Here is a 26,365-nt window from a genome sequence, read left to right on the forward strand (position 1 = left end):
TTCCACTACCAACGTTACTCAGACCACCGCGAATATCAATGAATCCGACCCTATAGGCGCCCAGAATAGGCAGCGCCGATGGCACCCATAGGGGCAGCCTATGACGACCGGCACCCAAGCGAGAATCCCTACCGACACCACTCCACAACCACCAGGAAACAATCACCTACTCGGGAAGGTTCGCCGGCAGCCCGATGTGCTCGACGGTCCGCCGCACTTCGCCGGCGAACGCCCGGCCGGCGAAGGTGTGGTAGGCGGCCGCACGACGCACCAACTCGACCTGCCGGCCGATGAGCGGTGGATCGAACGCCACGCAGCGCAGCCCATCACGATTGCCGATCTCAGCAGGCAGCACGGTGCCCAGCACCCCGCCGCGGGCGATGTCGATCAGCACACCGACCGCGTCGGCCTCCACCGCAGCGGTGGCCGTCACACCGAATTCGGAGAGCGCATCGTCGATGTTGCGGCGGGTGACGAACGCCTCGGTGAGCAATGCCAGCGGGAGCCCGGCGATCGCGCTCGGCGCCACCTTCTCCTGCGTCGCGAGCGGGTGAGCCTGTCCCACAACAAGTCCCAGCGCCTCGACGAACAGCGCGGCTGCCTGAATGGCCGGCGGGTGCGCTCGGGCGTAGCCGATGCCGAGGTCGACGCGGTCGTCGAGCAGGTCCGCCTCGATCTGGTCCTGAGTGCTCTCGGTGATGGTGACACGCACCCCGGGGAAGCGCTCGTGGAATCGCCGCAGCACCGGACCGATGAGGTAGGCGGTGATCGTCGGAATCACGGCCAGCCGCAGGTGGCCGCGCGTCAGATCGGAGACGTCGTGAACGGCGCGTTCGGCGGCCTCGAGGTCGTGCAGCGCTGATCGCGCGTACCGGGCGAACTCGGCGCCCACGTCGGTGAGGCGCACCGCGCGTCCGGTCCGGTCGAGCAGTTGCGCACCGAGCTCGTCCTCGAGCTGTTTGATCTGCTGCGACAGCGTCGGCTGCGAGACCCCGAGCGCTTCGGCACCCCGACTGAAGCTGCCGTTGTCCGCGACAGCCAACACGTAGCGGATGTGGCGCAACTCCATGCCGCGACTATAGGCCAACCACCAGTCTGCCCTCGATGGTCTGACGCTCGACGGCCACGCCACGGCCCGCCGATGACGTCATACGACGCGCGGAGATGACTCAGCCGATATTGTGCGACGCATGCTGAGTTGGAAACCGGTACCCGCCGACGCCGCAGTCGTCGCACCCGATGAACGGCTGTCCTGGCCCCGGACGATCGGCATCGGTGCTCAGCACGTGGTCGCCATGTTCGGTGCGACATTCCTTGTGCCGGTGCTTACCGGCTTCCCGCCGTCGACGACGCTGCTGTTCTCCGGTATCGGCACCATCGCGTTCCTACTCATCACCGGAAACCGGCTGCCGAGTTACCTCGGGTCCAGCTTCGCGGTCATCGCACCGGTGATCGCAGCCGTCGGGTCACACGGAACCGGAAGTGCGCTAGGCGGTTTGGTCGTTCTGGGCGTGGTGCTGATCGCCATCGGTGCGGTGGTTTCGCTAGTCGGAACACACTGGATCGACGTGATTCTCCCGCCGGTGGTGACCGGTGCGATCGTCGCGCTGATCGGCTTCAACCTGGCTCCCGCGGCTAAGGCCAACTTCGAGAAGGGGCCGGTCGTCGGCCTGGTCACGCTCGTTCTGCTGGTCGCCATCCTGGCGTTCTTCCGTGGACTGATCGGCCGGCTGGCGATCTTCCTCGCGGTCGTCATCGGCTATCTGCTGGCGCTGGCGATGGGCGACGTCGACACCGCGGCCATCTCGTCCGCGGCGTGGATCGGTCTGCCGGACTTCGCCACTCCGACCTTCCATCTCTCAGTGCTGCCGTTGTTCCTGCCCGCCGTGATCGCACTGGTCGCGGAGAACATCGGGCATGTGAAGTCGGTGGCTCAGATGACCGGTCGCGACCTCGATCCGATCACCGGGCGAGCACTGATGGCCGATGGTCTCGCGACGGTCTTCGCGGGCGCCGGTGGCGGATCAGCGACGACCACCTATGCGGAGAACATCGGCGTCATGGCCGCGACACGCGTCTACTCGACTGCCGCGTACTGGATCGCCGCAGCAGTCGCGGTCGTATTGTCGTTGTGCCCCAAGGTCGGAGCCGTCATCTCGGCTATCCCGCCCGGCGTCCTCGGCGGAGCGACAGTCGTCCTGTACGGCCTCGTCGGCATTCTCGGCGTTCGTATCTGGCTCACCAATCACGTCGACTTCTCCCGACCCGTCAATCAGATGACCGCCGCGATTCCCCTGATCATCGGCATCGCCGACTTCACGTGGCGCATCGGCGATCTCACGTTCACCGGAATCTCACTCGGTTCCATCGCGGCGCTGGGCGTCTACCACGGAATGCGATTGCTGACCGCTGCGCGCGACGCGGCCGGCCGGGGCGCGTCAGAGTGACTGCGCCAGAAGGAATTCGACGACTCGACGATCCAGTGCCGGCCCGGCCAGCGTAAGTCCCCCGGGCCCGCTCGGATGACCCGCGCCTCGCACATAGGCATAGACGACGCTCGTGCGTGCCCCGCGCCCGTACTCGGTGAGCGACACGACATATCTATCGGAATGCGCTGCGAGAGTTTTGCGTTCGACAACGTCGCTCGGTCGCAGCCCGTTCCCGTGCAAGGCTGCGGCCTTCGTTATCTCACCGAGCGCCGGGACAGCGAGGGTATCGTCGCTCCCCTGAGTGATGAAAGTCGGCATCGGATGCCGGCGCGGCCCCATTGCCGTGTCGACCGCCAGTCCGGTCGGATCCATCAGATACGGGAATCCCGCCGAGGGCGCGGTCGCGGCGATCAGCTCGGGATACAGTGCCGCAACATAATTCGCCATTCCGCCGCCGGCGGAATGTCCCGCGACGTACACCCGACGAGGGTCGGCGCCCAGTGCTTTCGTCTCCTGGCGGATGATTCCAGCGATGATCGACGCCTCGCCACGACCGCGAACCATCGTCGTCGGGTCACCGATATTCCATGCTCCACTCGGGCTCGCCGCCAACGACTCATCCGGCGCCACGACCGAGTAGCCGAACGTCTTCGCCAGCCGCACCAGAGAATTGCTCCTGTTCAGGGTCCGCGAGTCGCCGTTGACGACATTGCTCGCACCGTGCAGCCAGACGATCATCGGTCTGCCGCGCACGGCCCGGTCGGGTGTGTACACCTGATAGTCGCGGACCCCGGCGTCGTTGCGATACGTCTTTGTGACGAGGGAGCCCTCGAATGGCGACGCCATTGTCGGCGACCCTCCGAATATGATTGCGACCCAACCGATAAGTGCAACAGTAAACGTCGCCGCGACCCGATGCAGCCCCGCTCGTTCAGCATTTCCGCCCATCTCTATTGCCTACCAGACCGCGGTCTCCCCCGCCTACCCACCGAGTACCGAAGCGAGACGACCACCTCGCTCCCCGAGTACCGAAGCGAGACAACCACCTCGCTCCCCGAGTGCCGAAGCGAGGCACGAGCTTCGGTGTAACGAGGGGCACGCACGCACTCGCTCCCCGCCGAAGCGACCCCTCCGCTGGTTGAGCCGGACGAGCGCCGTGCTGAGCGAGGCGCTAGCCGAGTCGAAGTAGCGCTAGCCGAGTCCGTGTCGAAACCTCTCAGCCACAACGACTTTCGATGATGCGCGCCAACATCGGCGATGACATCCGGCAAGTGACGCGTGTGCACCCTACGGGTGCACACGCCTCGATGTTCGATACCATCACAGTTCGACACGTGCGCCACCATCAAATGCATTGTGGTACAGAGGCTCGACACGCTCGTCGCTAGCGCTCCTCGCGGCTCAACCAGCGGATAGGGCCCCGTCGTCGGTGGATCCAGGCCCACGTGGCGCGACCAGCACATCTCCCACGCCGACGTCGGCCGGTAGGTCGACGACCATCGGCGACCGGCCGGCCAACACAAATGTCGCGACCTTGGCGGTCGACGCTCGACCGATCAGACGCGCCACCTGCCAATCTGCGCCCACCCGCGACAGATCGGCGTCGAGGATCAGCTCCGGCAGCGCATACGACGGCATCGAATCATCTACCGCCACCACGGCACTCACCCGCGTGATCACCACGCTTCGAGCGTGTGCGGCGTCCGACGCCGCGGCGTCGAAGACACACGGCGTACCGTCCTGCGCCGCAATCGAACTCGTCGAGCATCCGCCGATCACGATGTCGCACACCGTCGCTCGGGTCGACGCGGGCCAACGGCGCAGGTCGATCGGATCGGGGATACTCGCGCGCAGCGTCGGCAAGATCGCGGTCAGGGTCATCGAACTCCTCCGAAGAAACCGTGCCCGGCTTCTCTTCTCCGGGTCACCTCCGGTCTAACGTCTCCCGAGGTCGCGCTACGCGTTCTTAACGACCTCCATACGGTGAACCGACGGATCCGAACACGTTATGTACGCCGCGCGCCAGGTTCCCGGTACAACCGCACGACGGTCGAGCCGATCACCGAGGCGAGACCGAGGAAGAAGAGCACCAAAGCCGTTGGGTAGTACCAGCTCTCGTGCCGAACCCACATGCCAGCGATGTTGATGGCCGAGAACAACAGCAATTGCAGAGCCGCGATCCCGATCATCATCGATGCGACGAGTCGATCGAACCGAGGACGATGCTCCTCGGTCAGCCAGTAGTCGCGATGCGGGGTATTGACGATGCTCGCCGGAAATCTGCGCACATTCGCGGCGAGGATCAGCAGGAATGCGGCGATCACCACGGCGTACGTGCTGTTGAGCAGGAACCGTCCCTTCGATCCCCACGCGTCGACGCCACCCCGCAGCCCCGCGTGCGTCGGCATCTGGGCGGGTCCGGCGACCGCGATGATCAGCATTGTCACCAGATAGATCAGTGCCGCAACGGCGAAGGCGTACATGGCCTTTCTCATCGGCACAACCCTTCGATCACAGTGTCGACGGTTCGACGCGCCAGCACCGTCAATTCGTCTCTCTCGACGAACCGTAGCGGACCGACGAGCGCCAACTCGGCGAATCCGTGCACCGCGGCCCAGCATGGCCACTGCGCCTGCGCCCGACGCGCCGGCTCCAGCTCACCCCCGGACACCATGGTGTCGAGTGCGTAGGCGAGCGCCCCGTAGGCGGGCGAGGACTCGACGCGCGCCGGGTCGTCGTCCATGCCGGAGAAGAACGCGACTGCGAACCAGCCCGGCTCGGCGAGTGCGAATTCGATGTAGCCCATGCCGACGGCTCGGAGGAGGTCGCGGCCACTCGCGGGGCTGTTCAGCGCGCCGGAATCGACCATCCGCGCCGCCATAGCCGCTTCGATCTCGCGGGACACCGCCGCCAAGATGGCGTCGCGACTGGCGAAGTGCCGATACGCGGCGTTCGGCGACACGCCGACTCGTCGGGCGATTTCCCGCAGCGACAATGCGTCCGGCCCGCCGGTGCGCGTCAGCTCGAGTCCCGCCGCGATCAGCGCGGCCGGGAGGTCACCGTGGTGATACCTGGTCCGGCCACCGTCGACGACCTCTTCAGCACCAGCGTCTACCACCCTCTTGACCCTCTCCACCTGCCGTGTATACGCTGTGAACATTACCATGTGGACCGCGTACACATCCCTCGACATCAGTGGAGTTCTCATGCCGATCGCACTTCCGAAGATCGTCGACGCCGCTACGTGGCAGGCCGAGCTCGACGCACTGCGCGTCCGCGAGAAGGCGGCGACGCGCGAACTCGATTCGATCGCCGCGCAGCGCCGCCGGATGCCGATGGTCAAGATGCCCGAGTACACACTGGTCGGCGAACACGGACCGGTGAGCCTGGCCGAAGTCTTCGACGGCGCCTCCCAACTCATCGTCTACAACCACATGTGGTTCGACGACGAGCAATGGCAGTGCGGCGGCTGCACCGGTTACACCTCGCAGTTCGCGCGACTCGAGGTCTTAGACTCCTATGACGCCAGGTTCGTCATCGTCACCCAGGGACCGATCGATCAGGCGCTGGCCTACAAGAAGACCTGCGGCAACACCATGACGTGGTATTCGACGGCGGACAGTCCGTTCGGATCCGACGTCGACGCACCACCGCACGGCGGGTTCGCCGTCAACGTGTTCCTCCGCGACGGAGCCGACGTCTATCGGACCTGGCACACCACCGGCCGCGGCACCGAACAGCTCGGATACACGTTCGGCCTCCTCGATGTTCTGCCATTCGGCCGCCAGGAGGTGTGGCAGGACTCGCCGGAAGGGTGGCCGCAATCCCCGACGTACAGCCGTTGGCCATCGTCGCAGGAGATCGCCGCCACCTATGGGCCACGTTGAGCGGAGATCGAGAATCGGAATATCGGTCGATTAGACGACGAAACACGCAAAACACTTTTTCTTCTCAGTACTACCGATTTGACTGTTACCCGGGTAGACATGAACCCACACCCGACCAACTGCGAATCGAAACGGACCCATGCGCACCGACAAACGCACCACTTTCCGCCTGATCACCGCAATCTTCGCGGTCTCCATCGTTCTGCTCGCGGGCGGATGTAAGAGTGACAACTCGGCGTCGAGCACCACCAAAGCGACGACGACGGCTGCGGCCAATAACGCTTCGGGCGACTTCACCTGCCCGTCGTCGAACACCATCAATTTCGCCAAGACGAAGTTCGTGACCCACGCGGGGCTCGGCATCGGCGCCTTCCACCGTTGGATCTACAAGCCGGCCCGCAACGGCGGTTTCGCGAAAGGCGCCAAGGGGCGGGTCACCGCCTTCGTGAAGGCGGGCGCCGCTGCCCTGTTCGTGAAACGACAGGTTCGATTGGCTTCTGAGGACGCCAAGGCCAACCCGACCCTCTGCAAGTCGATCGTGGCGCCGCTCAAGGACATCTCCGACAAGATCTCCAACGCCGTCTCCTCGGCGAAGAACGGTGACATCTCTCAGATCAACTCGCTGGAGAGCGACGTCACCAACGTGATGTCGAAGTCGAAGCAGCAAGGCGACACCATCACCCCCAACGAGAACGCGGACATCTACTCCAAGTAGTTTCCGCGTGACGCCACGCGCCGGGTCCGCCGAGTTCAGCTCGGCGGACCCGCGTCGTTTCGGCGCACCTCAATCGAACACGATCATGCCTCGAATATTGGTGCCCGCCGACATGTCGTCGTAAGCCCGATTGATGTCTTCCAGCTTGTAGGTCTGGGTCACCAAGTCGGCCAGATTGAGCTTCCCCGCCCGATAAGCATCAGTCAGCTTGGGAATCTGCGTACGCGGACCCGCCCCACCGAAAATGGCACCCTGCACACGCTTCTGCAACAACGTCAACTCAAACAAATTCATCTTCACATCCATCGCAGCATAATCACCCATACCGGTGACAATCACCTTGCCGCCCTTACCCGTCAACGACAACCCCTCCGCAATGTACTCACCCTTCATCTCACCATGAGTCAACACCACAACATTAGCCATCCGCCCCCACGTGATCTCATTGATCACCGGCGCCGCAGCCTCAACCGAATCAAAAGTATGCGTCGCACCCAACTTCTCAGCCATATCCAACTTGAACTTCACCGGATCAATCGCCACCACATACCGAGCACCCGCCGCCTTCGCCCCCTGCACCGAATTAATACCCACCCCACCGATACCAATCACCACAACCGTATCGCCCGGCTCCGTATCACCGATCTCCACCGCCGAACCCCACCCCGTCGCCACACCACACCCCAACAACGCCGCCTCCCGCAACGGAATATCACCCTCAATCTTCACCAACGACGCCTGATTCACCGTGATATACGGCGCAAACGTCCCCAACAAACACATCTGCGAGATCGGGCCGCCGTCGGGCGTCGTCACCCTATTCGTTTTGTCGGCGATGGACCGGCCCGACATCAGGGCGGCGCCCTCATCGCAGAGGTTCTGCGCACCTTTCGAACACGGCTCGCACACACCGCACGCCGGAATGAACGCGGTGACGACATGATCACCCTCGGCAAACCGCGTCACCCCCTCACCGACCTTGGTCACCACACCCGCACCCTCATGCCCACCCACAACCGGAAACCGAACCGGGCTCTGACCGGTCCGCATATGGTGATCGGAGTGGCACAACCCCGAGCTGGTCAGCTTCACCTGAACCTCACCGGCCACCGGATCACCGAGCTCGACTTCCTCGATCTTCCACTCTTCATTGACGCCGTACAGAACCGCAGCTTTGATCCTCATGGTCCCCCATTGTGTTCGCCCGCCGGACAATTCACGACATCAACCACCGATCACGTTGCAGCACAACAGAAATGAATCGGGTCCGCCGAGAAGGTTTCTCCGCGAACCCGATTCAGTCGTCGATCTACGATGCCGATCAGTCGTCGTAGACGATCATGCCGCGAATGTTGTTGCCTTCCATCATGTCGTCGTAAGCCTTGTTGATGTCCTCCAACTTGTAGGTCTGGGTCACCAAGTCGGCCAGATTGAGCTTCCCCGCCCGATAAGCATCAGTCAGCTTGGGAATCTGCGTACGCGGACCCGCCCCACCGAAAATGGCACCCTGCACACGCTTCTGCAACAACGTCAACTCAAACAAATTCATCTTCACATCCATCGCAGCATAATCACCCATACCGGTGACAATCACCTTGCCGCCCTTACCCGTCAACGACAACCCCTCCGCAATGTACTCACCCTTCATCTCACCATGAGTCAACACCACAACATTAGCCATCCGCCCCCACGTGATCTCATTGATCACCGGCGCCGCAGCCTCAACCGAATCAAAAGTATGCGTCGCACCCAACTTCTCAGCCATATCCAACTTGAACTTCACCGGATCAATCGCCACCACATACCGAGCACCCGCCGCCTTCGCCCCCTGCACCGAATTAATACCCACCCCACCGATACCAATCACCACAACCGTATCGCCCGGCTCCGTATCACCGATCTCCACCGCCGAACCCCACCCCGTCGCCACACCACACCCCAACAACGCCGCCTCCCGCAACGGAATATCACCCTCAATCTTCACCAACGACGCCTGATTCACCGTGATATACGGCGCAAACGTCCCCAACAAACACATCTGAGTGAGTCCGGTGCCCTCGGCATTGGTGACGCGGTGAGTCTTGTCCGCGATCGACAATCCCGTCAGCAGACCCGCACCTTCGTCGCAGAGGTTCTGCGCGCCCTTCGAACACGGCTCACACACACCGCACGCCGGAATGAACGCGGTGACGACATGATCACCCTCGGCAAACCGCGTCACCCCCTCACCGACCTTGGTCACCACACCCGCACCCTCATGCCCACCCACAACCGGGAACGGGACGGGACTCTGGCCGGTGCGCAGGTGATGGTCGGAGTGGCACAGCCCCGAGCTGGTCAGCTTCACCTGAACCTCGCCGGCCACCGGATCACCGAGCTCGACTTCCTCGATCTTCCACTCTTCATTGACGCCGTACAGAACCGCAGCTTTCATCTTCATGGTTCCCGATTGTGCGCCCGCTCACATGCACGTGGGGCTATACGGCGAATGTTGTGCTCGGGCACCACGATCGGCGCCGCGTACTCTGTCGCAAGCACAACGCCCCGTCAATCCGACGCCGTTTCACGCAGGACGGTCAGCACCTGGTCGACGACGGGCGAGCGCGCCGATGTCAGGTACGCCGCAGCCAGATCCAGCTGTCCCGTCGCATCGGCGAGCGGTAGATAACGTACACCGGCGATGTCCAGCGCCGCCGTCGGCTCCGGAACCACCGCCACACCCAGCCCGGCCGCGACGAAGGTGACCAGCGTCGACGTCTCGGCGATCTCGTGGCGGACCTTCGGCACGAAACCCGCTCTGGCACACAGTGACACCACTACGTCGTACATCACGGACATGCCATGGCCCGCGTGCATGACGAACTCCTCGTCCCGCAATTGCGCGAGAGTGACGGCGGTCCCATGCTCCTCGACAACCCGGCTTCGAGACCGACCTTCCCCGTTCCCGCCCTCCCCGCTCCCCGAACCCACCCCGCTGTCCGAACCGTCCCCGCTCCCCGAGTGCCGAAGCGAAGACCCAGCGTCACCCTCCCCGCTCCCCGAGTGCCGAAGCGAGGAACGAGCTTCGGTGTATCGAGGGGACCCCAACTCAGCCAACCGATGCCCTTCCGGCACCGCGACGATCAATCGATCGGTCCGCAGCGTCTCCACCGTCAGGTCGTCGTAGGGCACCGTCGGTCGCAACACCGCGAGGTCCAGCTCTCCGGAACGCAGTCCGACGATCTGCGCCGGAGCGAGCATCTCGCCGCGGATCTCGACGTCGACGCCGGGCAACCGCTCGCCGAGCGTGCGGACCAACCTCGGCAGCAGCGAGTACGTCGCCGATCCGACACACCCGATCGCCAGGTGTCCCCTGGTTCCGTCGGCGATCCGCGCGGCGTGACGACCCGCGGCGTCGACAGCGTCGAGTATCTCGACGACTCGACGCAGATAGTCCTCTCCCGCCGCGGTCAGTTCGACGCGCCGCGTCGAGCGCACCAGGAGCTCCACTCCAAGTTCGGTTTCGAGTTGCCGAATCTGTTGCGACAGCGGCGGTTGCGCGATGTGCAGTCGCTGTGCAGCTCGACCGAAGTGCAATTCTTCGGCGACCGCCCGGAAATAGCGGAGGTGACGCAGTTCCACGACTAAGACCTCCTGCATCTCAATAAACGTGATTTATGTACTTCTCAATATATCTTCCGGTTCATAGGGTGGACAGCATGAACTCACCGTCTGACGTCGTCATCTGCTCGCCGATCCGCACTCCGGTCGGCCGGATGGGTGGCGTGCTCGCGTCCCTGTCGGCCGGCGACCTGGCCACCGCGACGCTACGCGAACTGGTCGCCCGTACCGGTTTATCCGAAGGCGACGTCGACGACGTCATCCTCGGTCAAGGTTCACCGAACGGTGAGGCACCGGCCATCGGGCGCTTCGCGGCACTCGACGCCGGGCTCGGCATCGGCGTTCCGGGAATGCAGGTCGATCGCCGGTGCGGTTCGGGACTGCAGGCGATTCTCAGCGGCGCTGCTGCCGTGGCCACCGGAGGCGCCTCGCTGGTGATCGCCGGCGGCGTCGAGTCGATGTCCAACGTCGAGCATTACGCCCTCGGGTTGCGTTCGGGGATAAAGCAGGGTGGCGTCGAGCTGATGGACCGCCTCGACCGCGCGCGTGCCACTGCGGGTGGAACATCGCATCCGGTCGCCGGCGGCATGATCGAGACCGCTGAGACGTTGCGCGCCCGGTACGGCCTGACCCGTCCGGCGCAGGACGCTCTGGCCGTTGCATCGCATCAGCGCGCGGTCGCCGCCCACGAGGCGGGCAAGTTCGCGCAAGAGCTTGTGCCACTGACCATTCCGGGCCGTCGCGGCAAGTCCGACGTCGTCGTGGATCGCGACGAGCATCCACGCGCCGACATCGACGCCGCGGCCCTGGCGAAACTACGTCCGGTTCGGCTGCGGGTCGATCCCGATTCTACGGTGACCGCGGGCAACGCATCCGGGCAGAACGACGGCGCGGCGATGGCCGTGGTCACCACCGCCGCGACCGCCGAAGCGAAGGGGCTCACCCCGCTGCTGGCGCTGCGATCCTGGGCCGTGACCGGCTGCGAACCGGAGACCATGGGTCTCGGGCCGGTGTCGGCGACTGCCGCGGCACTCTCCCGCGCGGGACTGACGCTCGCCGACATCGACCTCATCGAACTGAACGAAGCCTTTGCCGCACAGGTTCTTTCGGTGCTCGCCGAGTGGGGCGTCGGCGCCGACGACGAGCGCGTCAACCCGAACGGCTCGGGTATCTCGCTGGGTCATCCGGTCGGCGCTACCGGCGCACGCATTCTGGCGACCGCCGCCTACGAGGCGCAGCGTCGCGACGCTCGCTACGTGCTGGAGACGATGTGCATCGGCGGCGGCCAGGGCCTCGCCGCGATCTTCGAGACCGTACGATGAGCGCCGTCGAGGTGCACGCCGTCCTCAGCGGACGGCCCGACGCACCGACCGTCGTACTCTCCAATTCTCTTGGCTCCGACCACCGGATGTGGGATCCACAACTCGCCGCGCTGGAGGAGCACTTCCGCGTCATCCGCTACGACACTCGCGGCCACGGCGCGTCGCCGGTGCCCGACGGACCGTATTCGATCGATGACGTCACCGACGATCTGATCGCCCTACTCGACCGATTCGATGTCACCACAGCACATTTCGTCGGATTGTCACTCGGCGGCATGACGATGATGCGGGCCGCGGCGCGCAACCCCGAGCGCGTCGATCGCCTCGCTGTATTGTGCACGTCGGCTGCGCTGCCGGCCGCGCGGCAGGCGTACGTCGAACGGGCCGCGCAGGTTCGCGCCGAGGGCACCGCCGCCGTCGCACAGGGCGTTGTGAGCCGCTGGTTCACAGCTGATTACCTTGCGGCGCATCCTGATCGACGCAGTTACTTCGAGCAGATGGTCGCCGAGACCCCCGCCGAGGGCTACGCCGGATGCTGCGAACTGCTCGCCGCGATGGACATCACCGACGACCTCCCGCACATCAGCGCGCCGACATTGGTGATCGCCGGCGCCGACGACGTCGCCACACCCCCCGAAATGCTGGCCACCATCGCCGACACCGTCGCCGACGGCACTCTGCTGGTGGTACCCCAGGCCTGTCACCTCGCGAACAACCAACAGCCGCAGACGATCACACCCGCAATCGTCAACCATCTCCGCCACTTCGAGCGAGCCTAAGGAACACCTCATGACACTCAACAAAGTCGTCGCCTCCGCGGCCGACGCGGTCGCCGACATCCCGTCCGGCGCGAGCATCGCCGTCGGCGGATTCGGCCTGGCCGGCATCCCCTGGTTCCTCATCGAGGCACTCCTCGACCAAGGCGCCGACGAACTCGAGATCGCCTCCAACAACTGCGGCGTCGACGGCGCCGGACTCGGACTTCTGTTGGAACAGCGTCGAATTCGTAAGGTGATCGCGTCGTACATCGGCGAGAACAAGGAATTCGGCCGGCAGTTCCTTGCCGGCGAGGTGACCGTCGAGCTCACGCCGCAGGGCACCCTCGCCGAACGCCTGCGGTCCGGCGGAAGCGGCATCGGAGCATTCTTCACGCCCACCGGGGTCGGCACGCTCGTCGCCGAAGGCGGCCTCCCATGGCGGTACAACTCCGACGGCTCGGTCGCACTAGCGTCGCCGCCGAAGGAAGTCCGGGTGTTCGGCGGTCAGGAAATGGTCCTCGAAGAGTCGATCGTCACCGACTACGCACTCGTGCGCGCCGCCGTCGCCGACAAGGCGGGTAACTGCCGATTCCATGCTGCGGCAAGGAATTTCAATCCGCCGGCGGCGATGTCGGGCCGAATCACCGTCGTCGAGGCGGAACGCGTCGTCGAGGTCGGTGAACTGGCCCCGGACGACATCCACCTACCCGGCATCTTCATTCAGCGCATCGTCGAATTGACCCCCGAACAGGCAACCCGAAAGTCGATCGAACAGCGCACCACCCGCACCCGCGAATCAGGAGACGCGCAGTCATGAGCTGGACCCGCAATCAGATGGCCGCCCGTGCCGCACGGGAACTGACCGACGGCGACTACGTCAACCTCGGTATCGGCCTGCCCACCCTCATCCCCGACTACCTGCCCGCCGGGTCGACGGTCACGCTGCACGCGGAGAACGGCATTCTCGGCGTCGGGCCGTTCCCCTACGACGACGAAGTGGACCCCGACCTCATCAACGCCGGCAAGCAGACTGTCTCGGTGGTGCCCGGAGCATCGTTCTTCGACTCTGCCGCAAGCTTTTCCATGATCCGGGGTGGCCACGTCGACGTCGCCGTCCTCGGTGGAATGCAGGTCGCCACCAATGGCGATCTCGCCAACTGGATGGTCCCGGGCGCGATGGTCAAGGGCATCGGCGGAGCGATGGACCTCGTCAACGGCGCGGGCAAAGTCATCGTCCTGATGGAGCATGTCAACAAGAAGGGCGAGGCGAAGCTCGTGTCCTCGTGTTCCCTGCCGCTGACCGGCAAGTCGGTCGTCAGTCGCGTGATCACCGACCTCGGCGTATTCGACGTCTCCGGCGACAAGTTCACCGTCGTCGAGTTGGCGCCCGACGTGACACTCGACGACGTGCGCGCGAAGACGGGCAGCGAGGTAGAAGGCTAGTTTCGGCGGCCCCGCCCCGAACGGAACGTTCGCAACCACCCACTCCGAAGCAAGCCCCTCCGCTCCCCGACTGCCGAAGCGAGCGCAACCAGCAAGCCCCTCCGCTCCCCGACTGCCGAAGCGAGCGCAACCAGCAAGCCCCTCCGCTCCCCGACTGCCGAAGCGAGCGCAACCAGCAAGCCCCTCCGCTCCCCGAGTGCCGAAGCGAGCTCGCGAGCTTCGGTGTAACGAGGGGCGACACCGCTTCGCTGGTGGACGCGATAATGCAAGATGCCATGTCCAGTCAAACCTCTGAACTGCGGAGACATGGCATCTTCCTTACAGGGGCGGCGAGACGAACTCGCCAGGCGAGCACCTCGAACGGACCCCGAGTGCTGAAGCGAGCGCAACCAGCAAGCCCCTCCGCTCCCCGAGTGCCGAAGCGAGCTCGCGAGCTTCGGTGTAACGAGGGGCGGCGAGACGAACTCGCCAGGCGACCACGTCGAACGGACCCGAAAGGCCAAGGCTGCGAAGCTGCGTGAGTTCTGACTAGGAATATTGCCCTCTCGCCTGCCCCTCGTTACACCGAAGCTCGTTTGCTTCGACTCGTTCCTCGCTCGCCGAGTCGAAGTAGCGCTAGCCGAGTCCGTGTCGAAACCTCTCAGCCACAACGACTTTCGACGGTCCGCGCCAACATCGGCGACGCCACCCGGCAAGTGACGCGTGTGCACCCTACGGGTGCACACGCCTCGATGTTCGATACCATCACACCTCGACACGTGCGCCACCATCAAATGCATTGTGGTACAGGGGTTTCGACACGCTCGTCGCTAGCGCTCCTCGCGGCTCAACCAGCAGATGCAGTGCCCGGAACGGTGAACCCAGGCTCAACCAGCGGATAGGACCTGCCGACGGTCAATCCGGGCTCGGAGCGGGGGTCGCACGACCCGTCCTATTTCAATCGCGCGGTCAGCTCCGACCGTGACCGCACGCCCATCTTCCCGAAGATCCGAGTCAGGTGGTATTGCACCGTCTTCGGGGAGATGTACAGTTCCGCGGCCACTTCGCGGTTGGAAAGTCCTTGCACCACAAGGGCTGACACGGCCTCTTCCTGCGGTGTCAGTTCGACGCCGTCGCGGGACCCGCGGGGCGCGTTGAGTCCTCCCGCGCGCAGCTCGCGATCGCAGCGCTGCACGTACGTCTGGGCCCCGAGCGACTCGTAGAGATCGCGTGCGCGAGTGATCACGGCGTCGGCGGCGCGTCGCTTCCCGGCCCGACGCAACGTCTGACCGTAGGTGAAGTTCACCCGGGCGAGATCGTAACGCAGCGGCAAACCCTCCAGGTTCTCCAGGGACTCTTCGAAGGAGCGCCGCGCCGACGGCAAGTCGCCCAGCGCACCCGACAACCGGCCCCGTGCATAGCCGAGCCGTGCCCGCGCCGAGCGTCGCCCACGCGCCAGCGCCCGCTCTTCGTGGGGCGCGAGGAGTTTGTCGGCGTCGTCGAGCTGGCCTTCGACGACGAGCGCGTTCGCAAGCACGTCCACCCACGGCCAGAAGCCGGGTTCGTTGAGACCCTGCGCACCCTGCGCGAGCCGCGCCACCGGCGAAAGCGCTTCGCGCACTTTGGCATAGTCGGCACCTGCCTCCGCCCGCGCAGCGCGCGCCAAGCACATCGGTACGGCCATGATCTCGTAGCTCCCCTCCCCGACCACGGAGTTGGCCACCGCTTCACTCGCCGATCCCCAGTCGCCGCGCAACGAATAGACCTGCGCGGCAGTCCATTCCAGTAGTGGGGTGGCCAACGCGATGCCGCTGCTGCGGGCGAGCGCCCGACCACGCCGAACGGTCTCCAACGCCAGATTCCAATCGCCGGTGACGAATTGGACTCGCGACAGCCATCCCAACGCCCACAACGTGATTCGGGTCGACCCACCGAGTTCGGCCATCGACACGGCTGTCTCCAGGCTGCTGCGTGCGGCGTCGACGTCGTCGATGCCGAGCTCCAGCCAGCCGCGCCCCATCGTGACGCGTTGCGCCTGCGCTCCATGCCGAATGGATGCCGTGAGATCCGCGTAGAGAACCTTTGCAGCATCGTTCTCACCAGACCAGGCCAGTCCGAGCCCCTTGATCACCGAGGCCTCGATCCCTGCCGACGACTCCGCTCCCGACATGCCGATGGCGGTGTCCGCCCACTGGACCAGCTCTGTTCCCTGACAACGGACCAACGAATGAAGCACTCGACGCTGCGCGATCATCCCCGCGGTATCCGGCTCACGCCCGACATTGCAGATCGACCAGGCTCGCTCCAGCCTCATGTCCGCCTCGGCGGACCGGCCCCGCAGTATGGCGAGATACGCCAGAGTGACTTCACGCAACGGTGTCTCCCGCAGGCTCTCGACGGCCGGAACGAGCGCTGTCGCGGCTACGCAGTCACCGGCGGCGAGCAGCGCGTCGACAGCGCGGGTGAGCCGCTCGTCGCGCGCAGCCGGATTCACCGTGAGCCTCGACGACTGGCGGAACAATCGCGCGGCATCACTCCACGCGCCGTCACCGCCGCGCTCGCCGGCCAGTGCGTCGAGCCGATTTGCCAGTTCGTCGTCGGCGACCGGCGTCGCCGCGACGAGATGCTGCAGTCGGCGCACCGGATCGGTTGCCAATTCCGCGGCTCGTCGATGTGCCCGGCTGGTGGCCGCCAACCCCATCACGGCGGTGACGGCGGCCGCCTTCATCGGGCCGCCCAGCGTCGGAGTCGCCTCGGCTGGACGCAATCCGCCTGTGACGGTGAGTAATCCGACGGCCAGCGCGTCATCCAGCGCCGCCAACGGATCGTCGATGCCCGCCAATTGGCTTGCCGTCGAAAGGATTTCCCCGCTGTCGGGATAGCCCGCAGCGAGGACGGCCAATGCTTCGGTCAACGCCCGTGCCTGCGGCGTCGCCGACTCCATCAGCATTTTCGTCTCTGTCACAAGATAATCGGGTGCGGGTAGATCGAACTCGGGGCGATTCCACGCGGCGGCCGGTGTCTGGGCGAGGATCGCGAGGACAGCACGCGGATTGCCGCCGGTGTGCCGAGTAAGCCGATCGATGACGGCGGGCCGCGGCACGACGCCACTGCGCGCGGCGAGATCGGCCACTGCCGATGCCGACAGTCCGGGAAGTTCGACGACGACGGACTCGCGTATATCTACGACCACGTCACCGGGTTCAGCCGTCAGGAGCACCGCGATCGGCAGCGTCCGCCGGTGCGCGAGGAGACTTGTCAGCGCCTGCATCGACGCGGCGTCGCCGAGGTCCGCATCGTCGACGACGATGAGTACCGGCCCGGCCTCGCCCATGTCGCCGAGTCGAGCGACCGCATCATCGCACGAGACGTCCGAATCGTCTTGCAGCAGTTGCCCCAGCACCGCTGCGGGCCGCTGCGTTTCCCACGGAAAGCCCTGCGCCCACAGCACTGTTCGCGAATAGCCGGCGGCGACGGCGCGTGCGACGCTCGACCGGCCGGCACCGCCCGCGCCGACGAGCGTGATGACCCGTGCGCCGTCGGTCGCGGCGTCGATGAGCCGGGCCAACTCCGCGAGGACTTCCGCGCGTCCCACGAGCTCCGACGGACCGGTCATGAAAATCCATTCTATGGTGACGGACTGGATGTTCAGGACCGTTCGCGGGCGCGAGCGCAGCGAGCCGACCCCCCGACGACTGAAGAGCATGAGTTGGTGGCACCCCAGAACGCCGTGCCAGGCGACTACAGGGAAGAGCCGCGCAAAGAAGGCACTCGACAAACGCACCCACTGCTCCCCGAGTGCCGAAGCGAGGAACGAGCTTCGGTGTAACGAGGGGTGGGCGAGACGAAAGACTAAGCCAGGAACGGCATTCGGTGCGCAAGCGGTTCGTTGCAACTGCAGGGGCAGGTGGGGCGGCGGGCTACGAACAACATGCTGGTACCGCGCTACTCGTAATCGTGGGCGCGACTGTCCGAGATTACCGACGGCGCAATGCCAGGACAGGCCACGACAGTTCTCGGGCCAAGTTGAGTCCGCCGTGTCGCCAACCCTCGTTACACCGTAGCTCGTTCCTCGCTTCGGCACTCGGGGAGCGGGGTGGTTCCGCGCAACGGACAATCGGGGGTTCCCCACGGAGCTGAGCGGCCGTCCCTAGTTTCGGCACTCGAGTGCGGGGATACACCAAACCTCGCACGTCGGCCTTCCGATCCCCACGGTGGGTCAGCCCACGTCCCCACCGGCCACCGGCAACACCGTCCCGGTGATGTACGACGCCTCGTCCGACGCGAGGAAGCAGATTGCCGCTGCCTGCTCATCGAGGGTGCCGTAGCGGTGCATCAGCGACGAGTCGAGCGTCTGGTCGATGTGCGCCTGATACCACTGTTTCTGTTGGTCGGTCGTGGCGGTCGGGGTGCCCCGGGAGATACGGCGCGGCGGCGCTTCGGTTCCACCGGGAGCCGTTGCCACAACACGAATTCCGTCGTCGGCGTACTCGACGGCGAGCGACGCGGTGATCGCGTTGATACCGCCCTTGGCCGCCGAGTACGGAATCCGGTTGATGCCCCGGGTGGCCGCCGACGACACGTTGACGATCACACCGCCGCCCTGCTCGACCATGCCGGGAAGAACGGCTCGGGTGGCGTACAGGGTGGTCAGCAGCGAGCGGTCGATCTCCGCGCGGATCTCGGCGTCGGTGAACTCGACGAACGGCTTGAAGTTGATCGCGCCGCCGACGTTGTTGACCAGCACGTCGATCCGACCGAAGGCCGAAAGCGCCTGTCGCACCACCTGCTGAGCGCCGTCGTAGGACTCCAGATCGGCGGTCACCGCCGACGCGCGACCGTCGACGCGCAGGTCGTCGGCGAGTTCGTTGACGAGTTCGGACCGGTCGGCGAGCACCACTGCGCCACCTTCGGCGCTGATCCTCCGCGCGACTTGTTCGCCGATGCCCTGCGCCGCACCGGTGACCACCACGACCTTGCCGGCGAATCGTCCCGGGGTCACGAATTTCGGTTTGCGCGAGGCCATTTCGTCGGCCATCGCCCGGCGCATGGTCTGTTTCGACCGGTCACCGTGGGCGCTGATGAGCTTCATCGCGGCGGCCTTGTCGCCGGACTCGAAGGCCTCGACGATGTCCACGTGGTCGAGGGCGCACAACGGGTGGCACCAGGTGGCGTTGCGGAGCACCTCACCCATGCGTCCCTTGACGCCCAGCGCCGAATAGGCCTGCAGCAGATGCTCATTGCGGGTCTGTGTGAAGAGGTAGTCGTGGAACGCCGCATTGGTCTCGGTGTACTCGGCGGCGTCGACGAACTCCGCCTTGTCGGCGTCGACGTAGGGCAGCGTGGCGTCGGCGAGCAACCGATAACCGGCGAGTTGCTGCGTGCTCAGTCGCCCGAAGGTGAGTTCCAGCGCGCCGAGCTCGAGTGCGGTACGCGCCTCGAAGATCGCATCCGATTCGTGGACGCCCGGGTGCTCCTCACCGATCTGGTAGCCCTGCGCACCGACGGCCGGCTCTTCCAACTCTGGCTCGGGTTCGGAAACCGTTGTGGGACTGGTCTGTTCAGCGACGACCAACGGAGCTGTCGCGACTGCGCCGAACACTTCCTGCCCCGCGACGGCGCGGGCCGACGATTCGACGAGTGAGCCGTCGTCGGCGTCGAGCTCTCCGGTCGACTCCCGGGCCGGCCAGATCTGCTGCCTGGCGATCTGACGCGGCGAATCGCCGTCGACGCTCGTCGGCCGCGCTCCGGTCCATGCCGCGATCGTCGACGCGGGCAGAATCTGTTGCCCTCCGATCGACCGCGCTCCGTCGACGACGACGATCTCTTCGTCATCGAGAACCGTTGCGGCAATCGATGTCTGGGCCGGCGGGGTGACTTCGACGGGTTCGGTGGCAGCACCACGTGCGCCGGCCAGGGCGAACTTCTCGTAGTAGAAACCCGTCGGCTCGATCCCGGCGTCGACGACGTGCGTGCGCACGGACTCGACCATCGGCGGCGGTCCGCACAGGTAGATGGCGACGTCGCCGTTGTACAGGTGTTGCGGGGCGATCAAACTGGTGACGTAGCCCCGGTTCTTGGCGGTCGTGTCCGGCGACGAGACGCAATGATCCCAGGTGAAACCGGGCAATTCCCGTGCGAAGTACTCGATTTCGTCGAACGCGACGAGGTCCTCGTCGTTGCTCACCCCCAAGATGAGGTGCGCTTTGCGCGGCGTTTTGTCGTCGTGCAGCTTGCGAAGTATCGACAAGATCGGGGCGAGCCCGGTGCCACCGGCGAGCAGCAGCACCGGGCGCGCGGAGTCGCGCAGGAAGAAGGATCCGTGCGGCCCGGTGAAGGTGAGTTCGTCGCCGACTGACGCCCGCTCGTCGAGGTAGGTCGACATCGCGCCGCCCGCGGTGAGTTTGACCAGGAAGGTCAGCACTTCCTCGTGCGGGCCGTTGGAGAACGAATACGAGCGGGTGACCGGTTCGCCGGTGTCCCGGTCGGTCGCGCCGGGCACGGTGATGTTGACGTACTGGCCGGGTAGGAAGGCGAGATCGCCGCGATTGGGAATCCGGACCGCGAGCTTGACCGTCGACGCCGAAAGACGAACCAGGTCAACGACTTTGCCGGTGAAGGTCGCAGCTTGCGTCTTGGCGATGTCCGACGTCGCGGCGATCTGCAGCACCAGATCCGAGCGCGGCTTCATGCAGCACGGCAGGGCGTAACCGTCGGCGGCCTCTCCTTCGGAGAGGGCGTCGTCGATGTAGGTGCCGCCGTCGTAGTCGCCGGATTCGCAGAACGCCTTGCACGTTCCACAGGCGCCGTCGCGGCAGTCCAGCGGAATGTTGATGCGCTGCCGGTAGGAGGCGTCGGCGACGGTTTGGTCGGCGCGGCAGGTGATGAACCGGGTGACGCCGTCCTCGAAGGCGAGCGCCACCTGGTGCGTGACGGGGGCGTCGACGGCCCCCGACGTCCGGTCGGTGGTGACAGTCATCTCGATGGTCCGCTCAGAAGTGGTACACGTCGACGACGTGGTGGATGTAGTCGTTCTTCAACACGACGGTCTTGCGCCGGATCAGCGGCTGATCACCGGAGAAGTCGATGGTGTAGAACGAGGTGCCGTAGTACGGGTCGACTGTCTTGTATCGGAAATACATTGTGTGCCAATTGAATCGGACATCGACCAGATCACCGTCGCGGCTGATCACCTCGACGTTGGTGATGTTGTGGCTGGTCCGCGGTTCTGGAATCGACGTCGCCGACGACCGCTCGGTGCGGATGCGGAACACCCGATCCTCCAGTCCGCCCTTGTTGGGGTAGTAGATCAGCGAGATCTCGCGCTGCGGATTCTCGATGAGGTCGTCGTTGTCGTCCCAGGAGGGCATCCAGTAGACGACGTCGTCGGCGTAGCAGTCGAGCCACTTCTCGAACTCGCGGTCGTCGAGGTAGCGTGCCTCTCGGTAGAGGAACTGCTCGATCATGTTCTGCGTGATGAGCTTCTGACTGGTCTGAGTGCGTTCGGTCGTAGTCATTGTCGTGTTCCTCTCAGGCCGTCGCGTTGCCCGCATGCGGGGCACCCGCTGTGGCTTGCTCTTCGACGTCGAGCGCGTTGCGCATCGCCGAGAGCCAATAGCCGTGCTGCACCGGGTAGAGCCCTTCGTCCTCGTTCTTCAATCCGGCAGAGATGACACCGTTCATGTCGAGCTTCTTGGCTACCTCGTCGGGCCCGGTCAGCCAGTGCTCCGCGCCGCGGCTCATGTCGTTCCACGGTGCGGCTTCGGCGCGGAAGGTGAGCTGGCAGGAGCGGAACTCCTCGAGGTCGTCGGGAGTGGCCATGCCCGAAGCGTTGAAGAAGTCCTCGTACTGCCGGATTCGCCATGCGCGCGATTCGTCGCTCTCCCCCTTGGGTGCGATGCAATAGATGGTGACTTCGGTCTTGTCCGGCGCAATCGGGCGGAAGTGGCGGATCTGCGTGGAGAACTGGTCCATCAGATACACGTTCGGGTACAGGCACAGGTTGCGCGATCCGCGAACCATGAACTCGCCCTTGGCATCTCCGAACTTCTCCTTCAATTCCTCTTCGCGATCCCACAGCGGACGGTCCTGCGGATTGGCAGCCCACGTCCACAGGCAGAGGTGGCCGTTGGGGTAGGACCAATAACCGCCGCCCGCCTTGCCCCAACTGCCCGCATCGAGCGTCTTGGTGCTGTTGGCCGACTCGCCACTGTTGCGGCGCGAGGTGGTCGCGGCATAGTTCCAGTGCGTCGCGGTGACGTGATAGCCGTCGGCGCCGTTCTCCGCCTGGACTTTCCAGTTGCCGTCGTAAGTGTAGGTCGACGATCCGCGCAGCACTTCCAGGCCGTCGGGCGACTGGTCGACGAGCATGTCGATGACCTTGGTGGTGTCACCGAGATGCTCGCCGAGCGAGACGACGTCGGGGTTGAGGCTGCCGAAGAGGAATCCGCGGTAGCTCTCGAAGCGTGCGACATTGGTGAGGTTGTGGCTGCCATTGACGTTGAAGGTCTCTGGATAGCCGGCGTCGTCGGGGTCTTTGACCTTGAGCAGGGTGCCGTCGTTGCGGAACGTCCAGCCATGGAACGGGCAGGTGAGCGTGGTGCGATTGTCGGTCTTCTTGCGGCAGATCATCGCTCCGCGATGGGCGCACGCGTTGATCAGGCAGTGCAGTTCGCCGTCTTTGTCGCGGGTGATCACGATGGGCTGGCGGCCGATGTAGGCGGTGAAGTAGTCGCCGGGATCAGGCAGTTGGCTTTCGTGGGCCAGGTAGATCCAGTTGCCCTCGAAGATGTGCTTCATCTCGAGCTCGAAGATTTCCTCGTCGGTGAAGATCCTGCGGTTGGCGCGGTACACGCCCGCGGCGCGATCGTCGATCACGGCGTCGGCCAGCACCGATGCCAGATGCTCGTGGTGAGTGGGAAGGGGGGTGGTGGGGACGGTTGCGGTCATCAAAACCTCCAAGGCTGTCGAGGTGGGCTGACTTCGACACTGTCACCTTGTGGGGGTCGTCACACTAGGCAAAACCCTAGGCCTACACCAGGGTGAAATTGATCGATGCTGATTATGAAACCGAGCAATCAAAGTACTTCTCCTTTATTTATGATGCGACGTACGCTACAAAGAGTGTCGGACAGCTTCGAGGGAGGACCGATGGAACTACGCCATCTCCGCTACTTCGCCGCGGTCGCCGACACGTGCCACTTCGGCCAAGCGGCGAAACGCCTACACGTGGCCCAGCCCGCACTGTCGTACGCGATCCGGCAGCTCGAAGCCGAGCTCGACGTTGCGCTGTTCACCCGCACAACCCGCCAGGTCGCGCTGACGCCGGCCGGCGAATACTTCCGCGACGAGGTGGAGCGGATCCTGGCGTCCGTCGACAACGCGGTGCACGGTGTTCGACGCCTGGCCGACGGTCGCAGCGGCCTGATCCGATTGGGCCTCACCGGCACAGCCGCCTTCTCCCACCTCCCGCAGATCGCGCGGACCATGCAGCAAGAGCTGCCGGGCGTCGCCCTGCAGATTCAGACCGACATGCTGACGCCCGAACAGTGCAATGGATTACGCAGCGGCACAATGGAACTGGGCATTCTGCGGCCGCCGGCGATCGGCGAGGACATCGAACTGCGCACCATCGCTCACGAGCCGCTGGTGCTCGCCGTGTCGGCCGAACACCGCCTCGCGTCCGAACCCGTCGTGTCACTTGCCGATCTGCGATCGGAGCCGTTCGTGATGTATGGCAACCGCGAGTCGGCGGTGACGTCGGTGCTGTTGCGGTCGTGTCGGCAGGCCGGCTTCACTCCGCATCGAGAGCACGAGGCTCCGGGCACCGCGGTCCTGCTCGCCCTGGTCACCGCTGGACTCGGCGTCGGCGTGGTGCCGGCATCGGTTCGGTCACTTCCATTGGACGGCTTGGTAATTCGCGATCTGCCCGATGCCGGTGAAGTGGAGCTGGCGCTCGCCTGGCGGCGTAGCAACGACCACCCGCTCGTCGAGGCGGTCGGCAGGCTGATCGAGTCGCTGTACGCCGCCGACGCGGCGTCGGCAGGCCACTGAGTCACGTGGCTCCGAGGAAAGGACCATCATGCTGATAGCTCCCACCGAACTCGTCGCGGCGACGGCGTCGGACGATCTCGCCGCGGCCCGGCGTCAGGCGAAGTCATGGCGGTCACCGGAGATGAGCATCGCCGATCACGACCTCACCGATGTCGCGCTCGCCGACCTCGCGTCCACGGCCACAACGGTTTCCGACGCCTCGTTCGCGCGGGCGGTATCGGCGATCCGATCGGCCCGATCCGGCGACTTCCCCGTGATCCCGCACATCGACGCCGCCACGGAGATCTTCCGCTCCTTCCTTCGGCACGACATCATCGACGGCTGGCTCTATGTCCGTGAATCCGACGGGTACCTGCATCCGTACTTGGTCATGAACATCACCATGGAGCATGCCGACCGGACCCGGGGCCCGCGGATCAAATTCACCATGGAGGCCGACAACCCGACTGTCAAACGTCCTTCTCGCGCACCACGATTGCTGTACTTCGAGGAGACCGAGATCGCCGGGAAGACCCCCGCCGACGTACTGCTCGCCGGCGGCGCCTACAAGGAGACAGCCGAGCTGAAGGCCGAGTATCAGGCTCGACGCGACGAGTTCGCGCGCATCATCGACGACGGATTCGGGGCGCAATACCGGTTCTCCGGCCGAGCCATCCGGACCGACGACTACCGGTCCCCCAACCGCCGGGAGAACCGGAAGGTCGTGCACGACGTCGCGCCCAATGAGATTGCGGCACTTCGGATGGTGGCACCGTCGGTGTTGTTCGCCGACGTCGCCGCCGAACCGCACGGCAACGGCGCTGGTGGTTTCGGCACGGTTCCGGTGATCACCGCGGTGCGGGTCTTCGACCTCGGAGCACAGGATTTTCTGGACGTGAACACCGGGGATCTTGTTCCCTACCAGTACGATCCACATCTGCAGGACAAGTTGGTGCTGCCCGACGACCAGCGCGAGTTGCTCAACATTCTCACCACCGACATCTCGGTGTTCACCGGCGACATCATCGACGGCAAGGCCGCGGGCAATGTGATTCTGGCGATGGGGCGACCCGGCGTCGGAAAGACGCTGACCGCCGAGGTATACGCGGAAGTGACTGGGCGGCCGCTGTATTCGATTCATTCGGGGTCGTTGGGCATCACCGCCGAGCTGGTGCGCAAGAACCTCGAGGTGATCTTCGACCGCGCTAAACGTTGGGATGCGGTATTGCTGCTCGACGAGGCCGACGTGTTCGTGATGGAACGCGGAATGGACTTGGGACAGAACGCGATCGTCGCCGAATTCCTGCGCACGCTCGAGTACTTCGACGGTCTCCTGTTCTTGACCACCAACCGGATCGACGGCGTCGACGAGGCGATCCTCGCGCGGTGCGCCGCCGTCATCGAGTATCAGCCGCCCGGTCCCGACGACGCCCGCCAGGTGTGGACGATTCTCGCCGCCGGAAACGATGTGGTGCTCGACGACACGCTGCTCGACGACCTCGTCGGCGGCTTCCCCGACATCACACCACGAGACATAAAGATGTTGCTGCGCTTGGCATTGCGGATGGCAGCGCATCGGGACGTCGAGTTGGACGCGTCGGTGTTCGAAAGCAGTGCCCGATTCCGCGGGCTGCATTACGTGCGGTCGGAGGACCGGTAGGGCTTACCAGCGGACCGGGAGTACCGCGGCTGGTTGCGTTGGCATGACATCTCGCCGCCCCTTCATTACACCGAAAACTCGCGAGCTCGTTGTGCGATCACACCCGCTCCCCGAGTGCCGAAGCGAGGAACGAGCTTCGGTGTAACGAGGGGTCTGGTGAGACGAACTCGCGAAGTGACTACCTGTGCGACCGAAAAGCGACGATTGCGAACGTGTGTGAGCAGACGAGCCATCGGAAGTCTTCATGGCGGCAGGATGGTGCGTCCGGTCGGTGTCATCTGCCCTGCGGATAGTGATTCGTCCCCGACGTGGATTGCTGTCTCGCCGACCCCTCGATACACCGAAGCTCGTTCCTCGCTTCGGCACTCGGGGAGCGGGGTGGTTTTGCGCGCCGACATTACCGGGTTGGGAGCGGGGTGGTTGTGCGGAGCGGTTCCTCGCTTCGGCACTCGGGGAGCCGGGCGCTCACGGAGCAAGTAACCACCGCTCCACGAACAGGCCCGGCGTCGAATGCGACGCCGGGCCGGTGACTGTTGCGGG

21 protein-coding genes are annotated in these 26,365 nt (G+C 64.9%); 9 read left to right on the forward strand and 12 right to left on the reverse strand.

Translation table 11 applies throughout. From position 1 onward, the window contains the following. Nucleotides 1-166: 166 nt before the first annotated feature. Nucleotides 167-1,069 carry a transcriptional regulator CynR gene (gene cynR, locus HH308_RS16630; protein WP_170195346.1) on the reverse strand — a complete coding sequence of 301 codons (903 nt, stop codon included), beginning with the start codon at nucleotides 1,067-1,069 and terminating at the stop codon, nucleotides 167-169. 121 nt (nucleotides 1,070-1,190) lie between these two features. On the opposite strand from cynR, the gene HH308_RS16635 reads away from it, so the two are divergent. Next, nucleotides 1,191-2,447 (forward strand): uracil-xanthine permease family protein, encoded by a 1,257-nt coding sequence (locus HH308_RS16635; RefSeq protein ID WP_170195347.1) that lies wholly within the window; start codon nucleotides 1,191-1,193, stop codon nucleotides 2,445-2,447. On the opposite strand, the gene HH308_RS16640 is transcribed toward HH308_RS16635, so the two are convergent. The 4 genes from HH308_RS16640 to HH308_RS16655 form a co-directional block, all read right to left on the reverse strand. Next, entirely contained in the window at nucleotides 2,439-3,275 is an 837-nt protein-coding gene (locus HH308_RS16640) for a CE1 family esterase (protein WP_170195348.1), read from the reverse strand. The two genes, HH308_RS16635 and HH308_RS16640, sit on opposite strands and share 9 nt — an antisense overlap. Nucleotides 3,276-3,830: 555 nt before the next feature. Next, nucleotides 3,831-4,310: a hypothetical protein gene (locus HH308_RS16645; RefSeq protein WP_170195349.1), complete on the reverse strand. Its 480-nt coding sequence runs from the start codon at nucleotides 4,308-4,310 to the stop codon at nucleotides 3,831-3,833. Between the two features lie 125 nt (nucleotides 4,311-4,435). After that, complete coding sequence (locus tag HH308_RS16650) at nucleotides 4,436-4,924, reverse strand: hypothetical protein (RefSeq protein WP_170195350.1); 489 nt, start codon at nucleotides 4,922-4,924, stop codon at nucleotides 4,436-4,438. After that, complete coding sequence (locus HH308_RS16655; protein WP_312870645.1) at nucleotides 4,921-5,547, reverse strand: TetR/AcrR family transcriptional regulator; 627 nt, start codon at nucleotides 5,545-5,547, stop codon at nucleotides 4,921-4,923. Before HH308_RS16655 ends, HH308_RS16650 begins: the two co-directional genes overlap by 4 nt. An 88-nt stretch (nucleotides 5,548-5,635) precedes the next feature. Here HH308_RS16655 and HH308_RS16660 point away from each other — a divergent pair, with 88 nt between their 5' ends. Next, on the forward strand, nucleotides 5,636-6,316 hold the full coding sequence (locus tag HH308_RS16660; RefSeq protein WP_170195351.1) for a DUF899 family protein: 681 nt from the start codon (nucleotides 5,636-5,638) through the stop codon (nucleotides 6,314-6,316). A gap of 139 nt (nucleotides 6,317-6,455) precedes the next feature. Beyond that, complete coding sequence (locus tag HH308_RS16665; RefSeq protein WP_170195352.1) at nucleotides 6,456-7,031, forward strand: hypothetical protein; 576 nt, start codon at nucleotides 6,456-6,458, stop codon at nucleotides 7,029-7,031. A 69-nt stretch (nucleotides 7,032-7,100) separates the two neighbouring features. Here HH308_RS16665 and HH308_RS16670 read toward each other — a convergent pair whose 3' ends face one another. The 3 genes from HH308_RS16670 to HH308_RS16680 form a co-directional block, all read right to left on the reverse strand. Beyond that, nucleotides 7,101-8,216 (reverse strand): NDMA-dependent alcohol dehydrogenase, encoded by a 1,116-nt coding sequence (locus HH308_RS16670; protein ID WP_170195353.1) that lies wholly within the window; start codon nucleotides 8,214-8,216, stop codon nucleotides 7,101-7,103. 136 nt (nucleotides 8,217-8,352) lie between these two features. Then, on the reverse strand, nucleotides 8,353-9,471 hold the full coding sequence (locus HH308_RS16675) for an NDMA-dependent alcohol dehydrogenase (RefSeq protein ID WP_170195354.1): 1,119 nt from the start codon (nucleotides 9,469-9,471) through the stop codon (nucleotides 8,353-8,355). A 107-nt stretch (nucleotides 9,472-9,578) separates the two neighbouring features. Then, complete coding sequence (locus HH308_RS16680) at nucleotides 9,579-10,652, reverse strand: LysR family transcriptional regulator (protein WP_170195355.1); 1,074 nt, start codon at nucleotides 10,650-10,652, stop codon at nucleotides 9,579-9,581. A gap of 77 nt (nucleotides 10,653-10,729) precedes the next feature. On the opposite strand from HH308_RS16680, the gene HH308_RS16685 reads away from it, so the two are divergent. From HH308_RS16685 to HH308_RS16700, 4 genes are read left to right on the forward strand one after another with little or no spacing between them, the layout of a single operon-like run. Beyond that, the gene (locus HH308_RS16685) at nucleotides 10,730-11,953 is read left to right on the forward strand and encodes an acetyl-CoA C-acetyltransferase (RefSeq protein WP_170195356.1); all 1,224 of its coding nucleotides are present in this window, start codon (nucleotides 10,730-10,732) and stop codon (nucleotides 11,951-11,953) included. After that, nucleotides 11,950-12,732, forward strand: a complete 783-nt coding sequence (gene pcaD / locus HH308_RS16690; RefSeq protein ID WP_170195357.1) for a 3-oxoadipate enol-lactonase — start codon at nucleotides 11,950-11,952, stop codon at nucleotides 12,730-12,732. Before HH308_RS16685 ends, pcaD begins: the two co-directional genes overlap by 4 nt. 10 nt (nucleotides 12,733-12,742) lie before the next feature. Continuing rightward, nucleotides 12,743-13,528: a CoA transferase subunit A gene (locus HH308_RS16695; protein ID WP_170195358.1), complete on the forward strand. Its 786-nt coding sequence runs from the start codon at nucleotides 12,743-12,745 to the stop codon at nucleotides 13,526-13,528. Then, nucleotides 13,525-14,154: a CoA transferase subunit B gene (locus HH308_RS16700; RefSeq protein ID WP_170195359.1), complete on the forward strand. Its 630-nt coding sequence runs from the start codon at nucleotides 13,525-13,527 to the stop codon at nucleotides 14,152-14,154. The genes HH308_RS16695 and HH308_RS16700 overlap by 4 nt, the downstream gene beginning before the upstream one ends. 931 nt (nucleotides 14,155-15,085) lie before the next feature. Here the strand turns inward: HH308_RS16700 and HH308_RS16705 are convergent. From HH308_RS16705 to benA, 4 genes are all read right to left on the reverse strand, one after another. Continuing rightward, the gene (locus HH308_RS16705; protein WP_170195360.1) at nucleotides 15,086-17,749 is read right to left on the reverse strand and encodes a helix-turn-helix transcriptional regulator; all 2,664 of its coding nucleotides are present in this window, start codon (nucleotides 17,747-17,749) and stop codon (nucleotides 15,086-15,088) included. A gap of 603 nt (nucleotides 17,750-18,352) precedes the next feature. Further along, entirely contained in the window at nucleotides 18,353-21,112 is a 2,760-nt protein-coding gene (benC, locus tag HH308_RS16710) for a benzoate 1,2-dioxygenase electron transfer component BenC (RefSeq protein ID WP_170195361.1), read from the reverse strand. Nucleotides 21,113-21,125: 13 nt separating this feature from the next. Next, entirely contained in the window at nucleotides 21,126-21,650 is a 525-nt protein-coding gene (gene benB, locus HH308_RS16715) for a benzoate 1,2-dioxygenase small subunit (RefSeq protein WP_170195362.1), read from the reverse strand. Nucleotides 21,651-21,663: 13 nt separating this feature from the next. Further along, nucleotides 21,664-23,082: a benzoate 1,2-dioxygenase large subunit gene (gene benA / locus HH308_RS16720; protein WP_170195363.1), complete on the reverse strand. Its 1,419-nt coding sequence runs from the start codon at nucleotides 23,080-23,082 to the stop codon at nucleotides 21,664-21,666. Between the two features lie 201 nt (nucleotides 23,083-23,283). Here benA and HH308_RS16725 point away from each other — a divergent pair, with 201 nt between their 5' ends. Then, nucleotides 23,284-24,186 carry a LysR family transcriptional regulator gene (locus HH308_RS16725; RefSeq protein WP_170195364.1) on the forward strand — a complete coding sequence of 301 codons (903 nt, stop codon included), beginning with the start codon at nucleotides 23,284-23,286 and terminating at the stop codon, nucleotides 24,184-24,186. A gap of 28 nt (nucleotides 24,187-24,214) precedes the next feature. After that, a complete protein-coding gene (locus HH308_RS16730) occupies nucleotides 24,215-25,825 on the forward strand; it encodes an AAA family ATPase (RefSeq protein WP_170195365.1) in 1,611 nt (536 codons plus the stop codon). Nucleotides 25,826-26,365: the final 540 nt, after the last annotated feature.

It is taken from the genome of Gordonia asplenii (assembly GCF_012933505.1).
In the GTDB taxonomy this organism is placed as follows: Bacteria; Actinomycetota; Actinomycetes; order Mycobacteriales; family Mycobacteriaceae; genus Gordonia; species Gordonia asplenii.